This is a genomic window from Agrobacterium sp. M50-1 (assembly GCF_049843495.1).
Lineage (GTDB): Bacteria > Pseudomonadota > Alphaproteobacteria > Rhizobiales > Rhizobiaceae > Agrobacterium > Agrobacterium radiobacter.
Window position 1 is genome coordinate 433,165 of the sequence record NZ_JBBHZH010000001.1, and the last position, 13,222, is coordinate 446,386.

General features: G+C 57.5%; 14 protein-coding genes and 1 tRNA gene. 6 read left to right on the forward strand and 9 right to left on the reverse strand.

Annotated elements, in window-relative coordinates; all coding sequences use genetic code 11:
* The first annotated feature begins 105 nt into the window (after window positions 1–105).
* From secA to WDZ78_RS01910, 5 genes are all read left to right on the forward strand, one after another.
* Entirely contained in the window at window positions 106–2,823 is a 2,718-nt protein-coding gene (gene secA, locus WDZ78_RS01890; protein ID WP_425672162.1) for a preprotein translocase subunit SecA, read from the forward strand.
* 147 nt (window positions 2,824–2,970) lie between these two features.
* Window positions 2,971–3,864, forward strand: a complete 894-nt coding sequence (locus WDZ78_RS01895) for a DMT family transporter (RefSeq protein ID WP_425672163.1) — start codon at window positions 2,971–2,973, stop codon at window positions 3,862–3,864.
* A 71-nt stretch (window positions 3,865–3,935) separates the two neighbouring features.
* The gene (gene mdoC, locus WDZ78_RS01900) at window positions 3,936–5,138 is read left to right on the forward strand and encodes a glucans biosynthesis protein MdoC (RefSeq protein WP_081629668.1); all 1,203 of its coding nucleotides are present in this window, start codon (window positions 3,936–3,938) and stop codon (window positions 5,136–5,138) included.
* Between the two features lie 57 nt (window positions 5,139–5,195).
* Window positions 5,196–6,611, forward strand: coding sequence for a Wzx-type polysaccharide biosynthesis protein UppV (uppV, locus tag WDZ78_RS01905; protein WP_020012091.1), 1,416 nt, complete (start codon window positions 5,196–5,198; stop codon window positions 6,609–6,611).
* Window positions 6,612–6,619: 8 nt separating this feature from the next.
* Complete coding sequence (locus WDZ78_RS01910) at window positions 6,620–7,891, forward strand: GNAT family N-acetyltransferase (RefSeq protein ID WP_003507069.1); 1,272 nt, start codon at window positions 6,620–6,622, stop codon at window positions 7,889–7,891.
* Between the two features lie 54 nt (window positions 7,892–7,945).
* On the opposite strand, the gene uppQ is transcribed toward WDZ78_RS01910, so the two are convergent.
* Window positions 7,946–8,596 carry a polysaccharide biosynthesis GNAT family N-acetyltransferase UppQ gene (gene uppQ, locus WDZ78_RS01915; RefSeq protein WP_020012092.1) on the reverse strand — a complete coding sequence of 217 codons (651 nt, stop codon included), beginning with the start codon at window positions 8,594–8,596 and terminating at the stop codon, window positions 7,946–7,948.
* A 296-nt stretch (window positions 8,597–8,892) separates the two neighbouring features.
* Here uppQ and WDZ78_RS01920 point away from each other — a divergent pair.
* A tRNA-Leu gene (locus tag WDZ78_RS01920) sits at window positions 8,893–8,977 on the forward strand.
* A 100-nt stretch (window positions 8,978–9,077) separates the two neighbouring features.
* On the opposite strand, the gene WDZ78_RS01925 is transcribed toward WDZ78_RS01920, so the two are convergent.
* The 8 genes from WDZ78_RS01925 to WDZ78_RS01960 all read right to left on the reverse strand — a co-directional run bounded on the left by WDZ78_RS01925 (window position 9,078) and on the right by WDZ78_RS01960 (window position 12,830).
* Window positions 9,078–10,166, reverse strand: a complete 1,089-nt coding sequence (locus WDZ78_RS01925) for a site-specific integrase (protein WP_425672164.1) — start codon at window positions 10,164–10,166, stop codon at window positions 9,078–9,080.
* Window positions 10,167–10,421 carry a helix-turn-helix transcriptional regulator gene (locus tag WDZ78_RS01930; protein ID WP_111817999.1) on the reverse strand — a complete coding sequence of 85 codons (255 nt, stop codon included), beginning with the start codon at window positions 10,419–10,421 and terminating at the stop codon, window positions 10,167–10,169.
* On the reverse strand, window positions 10,418–10,672 hold the full coding sequence (locus WDZ78_RS01935) for a hypothetical protein (RefSeq protein WP_425672165.1): 255 nt from the start codon (window positions 10,670–10,672) through the stop codon (window positions 10,418–10,420). The genes WDZ78_RS01930 and WDZ78_RS01935 overlap by 4 nt, the downstream gene beginning before the upstream one ends.
* Window positions 10,669–10,866 carry a hypothetical protein gene (locus tag WDZ78_RS01940; RefSeq protein WP_425672166.1) on the reverse strand — a complete coding sequence of 66 codons (198 nt, stop codon included), beginning with the start codon at window positions 10,864–10,866 and terminating at the stop codon, window positions 10,669–10,671. The genes WDZ78_RS01935 and WDZ78_RS01940 overlap by 4 nt, the downstream gene beginning before the upstream one ends.
* A 59-nt stretch (window positions 10,867–10,925) precedes the next feature.
* The gene (locus WDZ78_RS01945) at window positions 10,926–11,117 is read right to left on the reverse strand and encodes a hypothetical protein (RefSeq protein ID WP_425672167.1); all 192 of its coding nucleotides are present in this window, start codon (window positions 11,115–11,117) and stop codon (window positions 10,926–10,928) included.
* Window positions 11,118–11,345: 228 nt separating this feature from the next.
* On the reverse strand, window positions 11,346–11,729 hold the full coding sequence (locus WDZ78_RS01950) for a hypothetical protein (RefSeq protein WP_112361063.1): 384 nt from the start codon (window positions 11,727–11,729) through the stop codon (window positions 11,346–11,348).
* The gene (locus WDZ78_RS01955; protein WP_425672168.1) at window positions 11,722–12,012 is read right to left on the reverse strand and encodes a hypothetical protein; all 291 of its coding nucleotides are present in this window, start codon (window positions 12,010–12,012) and stop codon (window positions 11,722–11,724) included. The genes WDZ78_RS01950 and WDZ78_RS01955 overlap by 8 nt, the downstream gene beginning before the upstream one ends.
* A gap of 2 nt (window positions 12,013–12,014) precedes the next feature.
* Entirely contained in the window at window positions 12,015–12,830 is an 816-nt protein-coding gene (locus WDZ78_RS01960) for a S24 family peptidase (RefSeq protein ID WP_425672169.1), read from the reverse strand.
* Between the last annotated feature and the right edge of the window lie 392 nt (window positions 12,831–13,222).

Here is a 13,222-nt window from a genome sequence, read left to right on the forward strand (position 1 = left end):
CCTCGCGTCCAGATACGTTGAAGGGCGAAGTCCGTCATTTGTGCTGAAAACAGCGTGACGGAGAAAAGCGCCCGGCAAAACGGAATTTCAGAAAGGGCCAGTAAGATGGTCAGTCTCGGCGGTATAGCCCGCAAGTTGTTCGGTTCGGCAAATGATCGCCGCGTCCGCTCCTATAAAAGCAAGATCGCAGCCATCAATGCGCTTGAAGAGGCCACCAAGGCGCTCTCCGACGAGGCGCTGGCGGCCAAGACCGCCGAATTCCGCCAGCAGCTGGCAGACGGCAAGTCGCTGGACGACCTGCTGATCCCGGCCTTTGCCGTGGCCCGCGAAGCATCGCGCCGTGTTCTCCACATGCGTCCCTTCGACGTGCAGCTGACGGGTGGTATGATCCTGCACGGCGGCGCCATCGCCGAAATGAAGACGGGTGAAGGCAAGACGCTGGTAGCGACGCTTGCGGTCTACCTCAACGCGCTCGCCGGCAAGGGCGTGCATGTCGTTACCGTCAACGACTATCTTGCCCAGCGCGACGCCGCCACCATGAGCAGGCTTTACCGCTTCCTCGGGCTGACGACCGGCGTCATTGTCCACGGGCTGGATGACGACCAGCGCCGCGAGGCCTATGCCTGCGACATCACTTACGCGACGAACAACGAACTCGGCTTCGATTATCTGCGCGACAACATGAAATATGACCGCGCCCAGATGGTGCAGCGCGGCCACAACTACGCGATCGTCGACGAAGTCGACTCCATCCTGGTCGACGAAGCACGCACGCCGCTCATCATTTCCGGCCCGCTGGACGACCGTTCCGACCTCTACAACACCATCGACGCCTTCATTCCGCTGCTGACACCGGAAGATTACGAAATCGATGAAAAGCAGCGCTCGGCCAACTTCTCCGAAGAAGGCACCGAAAAGCTCGAAAACCTGCTGCGGCAGGCGGGTCTGCTCAAGGGCGAATCGCTGTACGACGTCGAAAACGTCGCCATCGTCCACCACATCAACAACGCGCTGAAGGCCCACAAGCTCTTCACCCGCGACAAGGACTACATCGTCCGCAACGACGAGATCGTCATCATCGACGAGTTTACCGGCCGCATGATGCCGGGCCGCCGTTATTCCGAAGGTCAGCATCAGGCTCTCGAAGCCAAGGAAAAGGTGCAGATCCAGCCGGAAAACCAGACGCTTTCCTCCGTCACCTTCCAGAATTATTTCCGCATGTATGAAAAGCTGGCCGGCATGACCGGTACGGCTTCGACGGAAGCGGAAGAATTCGGCAACATCTACGGCCTTGACGTCATCGAGGTGCCGACCAACCTGCCGATCCAGCGTATCGACGAGGACGACGAGGTTTACCGCACCGGCGAGGAGAAATTCCAGGCGATCATCACCGAGATCAAGGCGGCGCATGAGCGCGGTCAGCCGGTTCTGGTGGGCACGACCTCCATCGAAAAGTCCGAACTTCTTGCGCATATGCTGCGCCAGTCCGGTTTCTCCGACTTCCAGGTTCTGAACGCCCGTTACCACGAGCAGGAAGCCTATATCGTTTCGCAGGCCGGTGTTCCCGGCGCCGTCACCATCGCCACCAACATGGCCGGCCGCGGTACCGACATCCAGCTCGGCGGCAACGTCGAGATGCGTCTCGAGCGCGAGCTGGAAGGCATGGAGCCGGGTCCGGAGCTTGACGCCAAGGAAGAGGCCATCCGCGCCGAGATCAAGGTGCTGAAGGAAAAGGCGCTCGCCGCCGGCGGTCTTTACGTCATCGCCACCGAACGCCATGAAAGCCGCCGTATCGACAACCAGCTGCGTGGTCGTTCCGGCCGTCAGGGCGACCCCGGCCGTTCGAAATTCTACCTGTCGCTCCAGGACGACCTGATGCGCATCTTCGGTTCCGAGCGCATGGACAGCATGTTGCAGAAGCTCGGCCTCAAGGAAGGCGAAGCAATCGTCCATCCGTGGATCAACAAGGCGCTGGAACGCGCCCAGAAGAAGGTCGAAGCCCGCAACTTCGAGACCCGCAAGAACCTTCTGAAATATGACGACGTGCTGAACGACCAGCGCAAGGTGATCTTCGATCAGCGCCTCGAGCTGATGGAAGCCGACAATATCGGCGAAACCGCAGCCGACATGCGCCACGAAGTCATCGAGATGCTCGTCACCAAGCATGTTCCGGAAAATGCCTATGCCGAACAGTGGGATATTGCAGGCCTCAAGGCCGGCATCGCCCAGTTCCTGAACCTCGACCTGCCGGTAGAGGACTGGGCCAAGGAAGAGGGCATCGCCGAGGACGATATTCTCCAGCGCGTCACCGAGGCGGCCGACAAATACGCCGCCGAGCGCGCGGAGCGTTTCGGCCCCGAGATCATGACCTATGTCGAACGTTCGGTCATTCTCCAGACGATCGACCATCTGTGGCGCGAACATATCGTCAATCTCGATCATCTCCGTTCCGTCGTCGGTTTCCGCGGTTATGCCCAGCGCGATCCCCTGCAGGAATACAAGGCGGAAGCCTTTGAACTGTTCCAGGCCCTGCTCGCCAATCTGCGCGAGGCCGTTACCGCCCAGCTGATGCGTGTGGAACTGGTGCAGCAGGAACCGCAGCAGCCGGAACTGCCGGAAATGACCGCGCATCACCTCGACCCCAATACGGGCGAAGATGAAATGGCGCAGGGCATGCAGCCCACGCCCGTCAATTTCGTGCCGGCCGAGGAACGCGATCCGAACAACCCCACCACCTGGGGCCGTATCGGCCGCAACGAAATGTGCCCCTGCGGCTCCGGCAAAAAATACAAGCACTGCCACGGCGTTTACGAACAGGCGTAAGGCGCTTGTTGTCAGCCTGAAATCAATCGCCCGTAACCCGCGTTACGGGCGATTTTGTTTGGGCCGGGCCATTGCCGGTGTGCCGGCTGTTGACTGGTCTCGGCGCTTTCCATAAGGGAGCCTGATCATTTTCTGGAAACTGCTTCCATGGCCCCTCGCGATCTCGCCGCCTATATTTTTCTCGCGCTCGCGTGGGGAGTTTCTTTTCTGCTGCTTTTACAAGTCGTAGCAGCCTTCGGCTGGATCGGCGCCGTCACGCTTCGTTCACTCATGACCGCTGCCGCCCTCTTTCTCATTGCGCGGACGGTGCGTCGAAAGCTGAGATTCTCGGCCGGCTGGCGCGCCTTTACGGTTGTCGGGGCAACAACGGTCGCGGGGCAATTGATCGGCCTGTCCTACGCCACTCCCCAGATCGGCACCGCCATGGCCGCCATATTGGTGGCGACCATTCCGCTTTTCTCCATGCTCATCTCTCAGCTGTGGGGTATTGAGCGTCTGACGCGTCAGGGCATTGCCGGTCTCGTTATCGGTTTTGCCGGCATAGTCCTGCTTGTCGGTTTTCCCGCCGTTCCCGTTACAACCACCTTCATCATCGGCTGCGCCGCTGCTGTCGCCGCCTGCATCTGCGCGGCCTATGGCAGCAATTTTGCCAGCCGCCACCTGAAGGGCGTGGGTTCCTGGGAAATCACCATAGGCTCATTCCTGACAGGCGGCCTGATGACCCTGCCGCTTCTCTTGGTGGTCCCACTGCCGAGAACACCTGATCTCATCGATTACGGTTATCTTTTGATACAGGCGGTGGTCATGAGCGGCCTTACCTACATCACCTATTTCAAGCTGGTCTCTTCGATCGGCGCAACCAAAGCGATCAGCGTTGAATTCGCCGTCACCGTCGTGGCGGTTCTCGTCGGTGCTTTGGTGCTGGATGAGCCGCTTTCGCTTCCCCAGCTTTTCGGCGCCGGCATCATCATTTTGGGCTGTGCGCTGGTCCTTGACCTTATGCCCAAGAAAAAGGCTCCGCCCACCCCTTCCGGCGCGTGAAGAATTTATTAGCGTTTTCCACCAATAGTCGTGCTGGTCGCTGCTGATCGCGTTTGCGGCGCGGGGGAAAAATGCAACCGGGCAAATCAGACTACGAGCATTACTGGGACCCGCTCAGGGCTCTCCTCATGCTGCTCGGCATTCCCTATCACGCCTCCCTCATCTACAGCCATGCCTTGCCATGGGACATCAAGGATTTTGAAACCAGCCCGCTCCTGAGCGCGCTTGGCGCCGCGCTCTCCACCTTCCGCATGCCGGCTTTTTTTGTAGTGGCCGGATATTTCTCCATCATGGTTATCGGCAAGAAAGGCAAGATGCGCTGGCTCAGGCAGCGTTTCCTGCGCCTCGGCGTGCCCTTTATTGTGGCAGTCCTTCTGCTCGGGCCATTGCAGCTTTTCCTGCTGCAACTGGCCGGTGTCGCCAAGGGCGACATCCCGGCCGACCGGCTGCTGGAGAGCCTACCAGGCCTGCTGCATCCGAGCGAACAGTGGATCATGCATCTGTGGTTCCTGCCGGCCCTTATCGTCTATTCCATTCTGCTTGCCGGCCTGCTGTTTCTTACGGAACATAAGCCATTGGCATATGCGAAAGATTGGTTCGACAGCCTGCGGCAGCGACATGTCACACTGTTTTTCGCAGCGCTCTGCACCCTTCCGGTTTTGTGGGAATTGATGATCTACGGATCCGGCCTGCTTGCGGCAAGGACCGCAAGCGGTTTCTTTCTTCTCTATGAACGCGCTTCCGACCCCTATGCGCGCTACCTGCCATTTTTCCTTGTCGGGGCCGTGCTACACCGTGATCGCGCCCTCTTTCACCGCTTTCGCCAGACGGGTCTTCTCACCGGCATCGTCGCAGCGAGCGCCATCGCAACCGCGGTAACCCTGCGCCTGCAAAATCCCCTTTCGAATTCGGCCCTGCTGGTGCTGGTGTCGACAATTGCGGCGGTGGCCACGAGCCGTCTGCTGATTGACCTCGCCTGCCGATATTTCGACGGGCCAAACCGCTTTGCCAGACGCATGACGGATGCATCCTTCACCATCTACCTGTTTCACCATCCATTGATTTACGCCTTCGGAACGCTCTTCATCCTGATTGCGCTGCCGCCAATCGTGGAATTCGCCATCATCGTCGTGGCCACCACCTTGGTGGCCTATATGCTGCATCAGGCGATACGCCTCAGCCCACTCGCCCTTTTCCTGTTCAATGGCATCCGCGGGCCGAAGAAGGTGGAGGATATTGGCACACAGGCCGGCGCCTCCCAAACCCTTCGTTAAGGATGAAGCGCGTATAATCGGCTTGCCTATTCAACTGGAAATGATGGCGTGTGGATCATGGCTATCCTCAACACGGCGGAAAAAGCCTTACCCGCAGGCCTGCGCGCGAAGCTTTCGCCGCTGGTAGCGAAGGTCGCCGTCCTTCTTTCCGGCGGAGATGAGGTTTCCCGTGCGCAGCGCATGGCGCTGGTTGCATTTGCGGTGCGCATCGTCAGCGCCGGCATCGCCTTCATTTCGCAGATCATTCTTGCCCGCCTGATGGGGGAGTTCGAATATGGCCTGTTCGCCTTTGTCTGGGTTCTGGTGATCCTGTTCGGCAACCTCTCCTGTCTCGGTTTTCACACGACCGTCATCAGGTTTTTACCCGGCTACCGTATGGAGGATGCCCATGACAAGATCATGGGACTGACCTCGACGGCGCGTGTCTTCGCCATGTTTTCGGCCAGCGCGCTTGCGATTTTCGGTTTCGTTTTTCTGTATTTCTTCGGCGAGCGCATCGCCTCCTATTATCTCATTCCCGTTTCGCTGGCGCTTTTCACCCTGCCGATGGTGGCGCTGGGCGATGTGCTGAACGGCACCGCGCGCGCCAATGGCTGGGCGGTTTCCGCTCTCAGCCCCACCTATATTATCCGCCCGGTGCTGATCCTGCTGTTCATGCTGGTGGCAATCGGTTTCGGAGCGGAAAAAACCGCGACGACGGCCATGCTCACGGCCCTTCTTGCCACCTATGTCACCACGCTTTTCCATTTCGTCTTCATGGACCGCCGGCTCAACCGGCATTTCCGCAGCACGGCCCGAAGGGTTCATTTTCGCCACTGGATAAGGTTCGCCTTTCCGATGTTCCTGATCGACGGCATCGGGTTTTTGATGACCAATTCCGATGTGGTGATTGTCGGGCTTTATCTGCCGCCGGATCAGGTGGGCATTTATTTCGCCGCGGCAAAGACCATCGTGCTGATGCAATTCGTGTTTTTCTCCGTGCAGGCGGCAGCCGCCCCGCGTCTGGCCGCCCTGATGTCTGCCAATGACAGGCAGGGGCTCGCCGGTTTCGCCAGCCAGGCCGCGCGCTGGGCCTTCTGGCCGTCGCTTGCCGTCGGCAGCGTGGTGCTTCTGGCCGGCCCGTTCCTGCTATCGCTTTTCGGTCCCGGCTTCGTTCAGGGCTACGAGCTGATGTTTTTCCTTTTCGCCGGTTTTCTCGCCAAAGCGCTGATAGGCCCGGGAGAAACCTTGCTGAATATGGCCGGCAAACAAAAATTGTGCGTCGTGCTTTATATTATTATCTTCGGTTGCAACATTGCACTCAACATGGCGCTCATTCCGGTCTATGGTCTGGCAGGGGCCGCGGCAGCGGTGGCGATAGCCATGTGCATAGAAGCTGTGCTATTGCATATTGCCATTCGCCGCACACTCGGGATCGTCCTTTTTGCCTTCAACGATCCCCGGGCGGGCCAAAACACTGGGAAGGCGGTGTAACGATAAGCATGTCCAGCGATCCAAAGAATCCGGATTTTCAGGACCCGCGCATCGCCGCACTGATGGCGTCTGCGGAGCGTGACCGTCCCGTAGCCGACAGCAGCCGACGCGTGGGGCGCGATGGCCGGGAATTCTGCATCTATCCGGGTCAGCTCGGTTACGACATGCAGGAAGAACTCGACTTTCTGTCCAACCGCGTGATGGAGGCGAATGTCTTCTTCACCGGACGGCTTCTCGCACCCGCCATGCCGCGGATCGAGGACAAATCCGTGCGCTTTGCGCTTATTCGCGATGAGAACGGCGCCAGAAGCCGCATGCGCTTCCTGATGCCTTTCACCGTGGAAAAGCCCGGCTTTTCCATCGGCCCTTCCATTATTCGCGTCTGGGCCAATCCGTTCGGGCCGCTTGGTACGCCGCTGGTTGATACCGAAGGGGCCGCCGAAACCCTCGACAATCTTTTCGACGCCCTTTCCGACCGCAACATGCGTCTGCCCAACGTTCTGGTGTTGCCGGATGTTAGGCTGGAAGGGCCTTTTGCCCGCATGTTCAAAGCCATCGCGCTCAGCCGCAACCTGCCGGTGACGACGACAGGCAATTATCACCGGCCGATGCTGGAAAGCCTGCTTGATGGCAGGGCCTACCTGCAAAACGCCCTTGCACCGCACCATCTGCGTGAAATGAACAGGCAGTGGCGCCAGCTCGAAAAAATTGGGCCCCTCGCCTATACCGTTACCCGGCAGCCGAAGGACGTGCGCTATCGCATGGAGGAATTTCTGGCGCTGGAGGCGAGCGGCTGGAAAGGGCGTAAACGCACCGCGCTGGTCAACGACCGTTATCGCGCCGCCTTTGCCCGCGAGGCGATCACCAATCTGGCCGAGGCCGATGCGGTGCGTATCCACACCATCGATCTCAATGGCAGCGCCATCGCCTCCATGGTCGTCTTCATCACGGCGGGCGAGGCCTATACGTGGAAAACCGCTTTCGACGAGAGCTATGCGCAATTTTCTCCCGGCAAGCTGCTGGTGCAGAAACTGACCGACTGGCATCTGGATGACGCCAATATCCTGCGCAGCGACAGCTGCGCCGTGCCCGATCATCCGATCATGAGCCGCTTCTGGCAGGAGCGCCAGGAAATGGGCACGCTGGTGGTGGGGCTTGCCCAGAACAGCGACCGCGACGTGCGGCAGGTTTCCACGCAGGTGGACATGTACCGCAACACCCGCAACCTCGCCCGCAGCCTGCGGCAGAAGATCCTGTCCTTCGGACGCAAGGGCAATTGATCCGAAGGACGCCAGCGGCGCCCTTCGGAGTTTATGATGCGGGTAAAGCCCGCTTCAGCGCGAAGCCGTCCGGATCATCTTGCACAATTGCGTCAGAGCCGCATCGTATCCGCCGCCCAGAATATCGACACAACGGCGGGCGAGCTTGATCTGCTCGGTCCGCGACATGTCGTTATAGGCCTGAATGACCTGACGCATGGCGCCAGGCGTCATTGGGCCCGATGTGCCGGGATTGTTAGGGCTTCCCGGGTTCCCAGGATTTCCCGGATTGCCGGGATTACCCGGCGAACTTGAACCGCCAATGCCCAGCCCGACATCAACGCCCACCCCGCTCGAGCCGCCGACATTGGCTCCGACATTGGCATTGACACCGTTCGACCCGCCAACGGAGGCGTTCACGCCCGCATTGACGCCGCTGGAACCGCCGACGGATGCATTCACATCCGCATTGACCCCATTGCTGCCGCCGACCGAAGCGTTGACATCCGCGCCCAATCCGCCGCCGCTCCTGCCGCCGACATCCGCACTGGCGTTGACACCACCGCTGCCGCCAACGGAGGCATCGACCCCGAGCCCGCCGCTGCCGTTGCCACCCACACTGGCATTAACCCCATTCTCACCGCCGATCCCGATATCCAGCGCATGGGCATGGACCGGCAGGATCAGGCAGGCGGACAGTAATAAATTGCGAGAAAAAGCCCTCATAATTTCCTCCCTATGAGTTTGGCCATTCCCGCCCCGCGTGGAAACTCCACCCGGACATCATAATTCAATTAGTAATTGCGTATATTCTAATTTATTAGAGGTGCCTAATATTACCTTAATGCCGCAACTGCAGGTGTCGCGATCCGGCACAGCCACCGACCGTAACATTTTGATCGGCGGCCCCGGCAAGGACGGAAAACCGGCCGCGCAAACACGCGCAATTCAAAAGGATAAGTCAGCTTTGGGGTTGCACGCATGGCCCTCACCATGATAGACGCCGTGGCATTACCACCGTTGCCCCAATGGCGGAATTGGTAGACGCGCCGCACTCAAAATGCGGTTCCGAAAGGAGTGCTGGTTCGATCCCGGCTTGGGGTACCATTACCTAAAAATCACATTGATTTGCTTAGGTTTTCTTTTCCGAAGTGTCCAAGTAGTTCATACCACCTAGAAAAGTTGGACACTTTTGTTCTTCTTTTGGTCAGTCGTCGCTGTCGTCTACAGCCTGATCCATGAGCTTTACGGCGCTCTTTGCGAGCACCTTTTGGCGAGCCGCCTTGGTGTAGCGGATTACCTCTTTCGACGTTGTATGGCCGGTGATAGCCATAATCTGGTGCTCGGTCGCGCCGCGATCTGCAAGCCGCGCAGCGGCGGCTTTTCTCAGCCCGTGGGCGCTGCAATGCGTAAGCTTGGCTTCATCGCACCGTTTCCGAAACCAGTTGCCAAAGCCATTCGACGTGAAGGGCTTGTTGAACTCGGTGACGAGCAAGGTCAGATCACCGCACGGCCCGGCCTCGATAGCCTTCACAAGATTTGGATGCAGCGGCATTTCCAATCTGCGGGGCTTCCTCCTCTTGTCTTTCTCCTGGACAAACCGGAGCCAACCCTTTGTCATGTGCTGCTTTCCGAACAGGACGATATCGCTACGGCGCTGGCTTGTATAAAGCATCAACATCAAGGCCAGATAAGCTTTCGTCCCGATGGGATGTTTTGCGATGAATTGGTCAACTTCCTCCGCAGTCCAAGAGTGAAAGCCTTCCGATCCGGTTTTGAAATAGGGGATGTCTCGGGCCGGATTGGTCGCGCAAAGTTCAACGGCGGGCATTGTCGCCCAGCCGAATATTGCTCGTAACGCCTTAAGCCAGCTATTCGCAGCATCTGGCGTTTCCGCCTTCCGGTCCCGTAGAGCGCGAACGGCTTTTGCAGTAAATGCAGGTACCGGCACATCCTCAAATAGCTTCTTGTCTCCCATTTTGATTGGCTCTTTCCACATAGCCTCAACGATGAGCTTGCGGCGATAGCGCGTCTTGGTGTCCAGTTGTTTGTATTCCGCACTCTGGAAATAGAGCTGGCATAGCCAGCGGAATGTCCCCTTCCCTGCCATTTTCGGGCCGGTGATTTCCTCTTTCTGGACGCCCTCTAATGCAGCGTAGTATGCAGCATTGAATTCATCGGTGCCGGGCAACCCCGGCAGTCGAACTTTCGGTTGGCCTTTGCGCCGAAAATAAAACCGGAGACTGCCCCCGGTTCGATCTTCGACTACATATTTTTTTGCAAATTTCTTGGGCATTTACGCGAAATCCCATTCCTCTGTTTCATCGCCCTCCCCTCCGGGCAAGCGACTGAAGGCTCTTTCGAGCGACCGCCTGTCCCAAATGGTGCGGCTATTTGCCTTCTTCGGCTTCGGCATTCTGCCATCGGCCACCATTTCGTCAAACAGGGATTTGGAAACGCCAATGTAGGCGGCGGCTTGCTCGCGGTTTAACCCAAGAACGGACGGCAATGGGCAAGCGCCAGCCGGTCTTGCTTCGGCGGCGGCTGTCATCGCATGTTCTCCGTCAAAAGTTTGGTGGCCTCCAGGTCAAGGGTCCTCTTGGATTCTTCAAGCGCGCGAGCGGTATACATTGCGCGATCCGTTTTAAATTCGGCAATACCAAGCGCCCAAAGGCAATTCTCGGCACGCTGTCGCGCCCACCGTTTTTGTGTTGGTGACAGCGCGTTTTCACTAAATGCGGTGAGCGCGACGAAACAAAACGAGAGGACGGTTACCTGGTCGGCGGCGCTTGGCTTTTTCATTCACCGCCCTCCTGCGTTCCGGGTGCCGCGACCTGGCGGCGTTTGATCTCAGCGAGGCTAGCGGCGCAAAGCGCTGAGCCGGCGATAATGGCGAGGATGAGGACGACGCAAACGCAGGCAAAAAAGAACCGGCCATAAGCTGACGTTTGCTGTTGCGGGCAATCTGTCGAGATCATGGGTGAAATCTGGATCAAGCTTGTCTCCATCCGTTCGGGAAACCGCCTCGCGTGAGGCGGAAACCAGAGCGGACGTTTCAGGCCGCAATGCGCGCGTCTTGAACACGCATGTCGTGGAACCGCGCAATAGCTGCATCACCGCAGCGATTGATTTCCTCAGCCGTAAACCATTCCCGCAGGTCGGCTTTCGTGCAGCCTTCGCCCACGCGCTGGATGGCCTCCGCCATCGCCTGCTTCAGGTCGGTGTCGTTCGCGGTATTGATATGCATGCCTTGTCTCCATCCTGTTGAGGGAGCCGGGCGGCAGGTTTACATTTCGAGGGTGCGCCGCCCGGCCGTCTGCCAGAGCCGCAACGAGGTTGAACGGCCTGAACGGACGGAACGTATTTCGGTACATGTACCGTTGTCAACATCCAAAACGGTATTTGTACCTATATCAGGACAATAAAAAACCCCGCTGCTCCGGCGGGGTTGGGCAATGGAATCACTGATTAAAACTCAGACGTGTGGCCTAAAAAAAGAAATCACGTCTTGCCACCGCGTAACTAGGGTCATTAGTCCGACAGCAATTGATATTATTGTAGCTACCTTTGCGGTTGTAGGAAGGCTATCGACGCGGCCTTTTAAATGGCCGAACGACTCCGCAGAAGGCATGCTTCTCAGCATTCCCTTCATTTCAGCGACGTCCTTAAGGAGCGTTTTGAGATCGCCCTTAATTTCCTTCATGTCGTCTTCGAGAGATTTGACACGTGTTTCCATGCCATCAAATGTGCCACCGCCACCGCCTGATTTCAAGGACTTCCCCTCGGTCAGCGCACGCAATTTAGCTTCTTGTTGATCGTGAAATCTTGAGAATAGGTTGACAATATTGTTGTCACTCATCGTCCACCCCCTCTTTGGCCGCTCTGATTAGAGCCTGCAATTCTTTAGTGATAAAACTATTTGTATTGTTAAATGTTTCTCCGAACTTGTTATACTTTTCAGATACCTCATCATTTGTAACCATCGCCGAAAGTGCCGTCATCGCATCAAGGATCAGTTCCTGATTGAGTGAGAGTGCGGCATACAGCTTCAATAGATCGCCCTTCGTTGCCGGTTGATCGAGTTTTTCGTATAGCCGGTTAACCTGCTCCACAATGTTTGCGTGATCGAGTGATTGTCTCATTCTCACATCCTCGAAAAGCGACCGACGACCCGGCCGATTATCCTGAAATCATCATGTTGCAATTCATCGAAACGATCCGGTGCAGCTTCTGAAATAATGCGGAAGCGCGCCGGATTGGAGCCTGCAATCTTACTCAAGGTTTTGACCTTCATCACCTCGTCGCCATCATTGATAACGTAAATGGCGTCACCTGCGTAAGCCGATTGCGAAAGGTCCACCATCACCCTGTCGCCCGCATAAAGGCGCGGTTCCATGGAATGACCAACCACGGGTATGAGGGCGATTTGTGATGGTGTAGCCCCTAGGCCGTGACGCACAAAATCAGGTGGAATAACCCATTCCGACGTAACCGGATGACCTGTTGCTATCCCCCTAGTTTCAACACGGGCTGCGCGGTCATCCAGCGTATGGCCTTGGCCAGCGCCTGCGGCCGCTGGAAACTCTGGCGATGCGCCTTCAATTCTTCCTTTGTAGTGGAGGCCACCATTAATAAAGGCGGCTGGGCGAACCCGATCGTTCCAATCGCCATTATCTTCCTCTGAATCCTGAGCGTCGGGATCAAAACTACTGACGAGTTTCGGTGCATCGTTTCCGTACATCAGCCAAGTTGCGGTTGTTTTCAGAACGGGGGCCAATTTTTCGACGCTGTCGGTCCGCGGTAAGACATTCTTGTCTGGCCTTTCCCAATTGCGAATGGTCCCCGCCCTACCAAATGCTTGGAGTTCAGCGGCGTTTCGCGAAAGGCCAAGCTCGTCAAGCCTTTCGTGGATTCTGGCGACAAGCTCTTCACGCCGCTTCTGGGTATTTTCTTTGCTCATAGCGGTATCTTTACCGTCGGCGCGAGTTCGGCAAGCGGTATATAAACCGTTGACAACTAGGTATATGTACCGCATACCGTTGCGTATGCTCACTATTACCGCCTTTTTCATTGTTGCCGACCGATACGGCGAGGCCTCTCACCTCGCTGAGGCAACGCTTTCGTCTAAGATTTTCAACGATGGAAAACGGCTGGCTGCAATCCGGAATGGCGCTGACGTTGGGGTCCGCCGACTGGAAGCGGCGACCTGCTGGCTCTCGAACCATTGGCCAGAAGATCTTGAATGGCCCAATTCTGTTTACCGTCCGTCCAAAACAATCTTTCACGAGGCGGCAGAATGAACGGCCTCGTTTCCTTTTCGCGCGGCCAATCCTCCCGGCCTGCTGCGACCCG

Coding starts and splice junctions, on each gene's coding strand:
- WDZ78_RS01960 (WP_425672169.1), bottom strand. CDS start 12,830: ATGAGCAAAGAAAATACCCAGAAGCGGCGTGAAGAGCTTGTCGCCAGA.
- WDZ78_RS01910 (WP_003507069.1), top strand. CDS start 6,620: ATGTCCAGCGATCCAAAGAATCCGGATTTTCAGGACCCGCGCATCGCC.
- WDZ78_RS01935 (WP_425672165.1), bottom strand. CDS start 10,672: ATGAAAAAGCCAAGCGCCGCCGACCAGGTAACCGTCCTCTCGTTTTGT.
- WDZ78_RS01945 (WP_425672167.1), bottom strand. CDS start 11,117: ATGCATATCAATACCGCGAACGACACCGACCTGAAGCAGGCGATGGCG.
- WDZ78_RS01925 (WP_425672164.1), bottom strand. CDS start 10,166: ATGCCCAAGAAATTTGCAAAAAAATATGTAGTCGAAGATCGAACCGGG.
- uppV (WP_020012091.1), top strand. CDS start 5,196: ATGGCTATCCTCAACACGGCGGAAAAAGCCTTACCCGCAGGCCTGCGC.
- WDZ78_RS01950 (WP_112361063.1), bottom strand. CDS start 11,729: ATGAGTGACAACAATATTGTCAACCTATTCTCAAGATTTCACGATCAA.
- WDZ78_RS01930 (WP_111817999.1), bottom strand. CDS start 10,421: ATGACAGCCGCCGCCGAAGCAAGACCGGCTGGCGCTTGCCCATTGCCG.
- WDZ78_RS01895 (WP_425672163.1), top strand. CDS start 2,971: ATGGCCCCTCGCGATCTCGCCGCCTATATTTTTCTCGCGCTCGCGTGG.
- mdoC (WP_081629668.1), top strand. CDS start 3,936: ATGCAACCGGGCAAATCAGACTACGAGCATTACTGGGACCCGCTCAGG.
- uppQ (WP_020012092.1), bottom strand. CDS start 8,596: ATGAGGGCTTTTTCTCGCAATTTATTACTGTCCGCCTGCCTGATCCTG.
- WDZ78_RS01955 (WP_425672168.1), bottom strand. CDS start 12,012: ATGAGACAATCACTCGATCACGCAAACATTGTGGAGCAGGTTAACCGG.
- secA (WP_425672162.1), top strand. CDS start 106: ATGGTCAGTCTCGGCGGTATAGCCCGCAAGTTGTTCGGTTCGGCAAAT.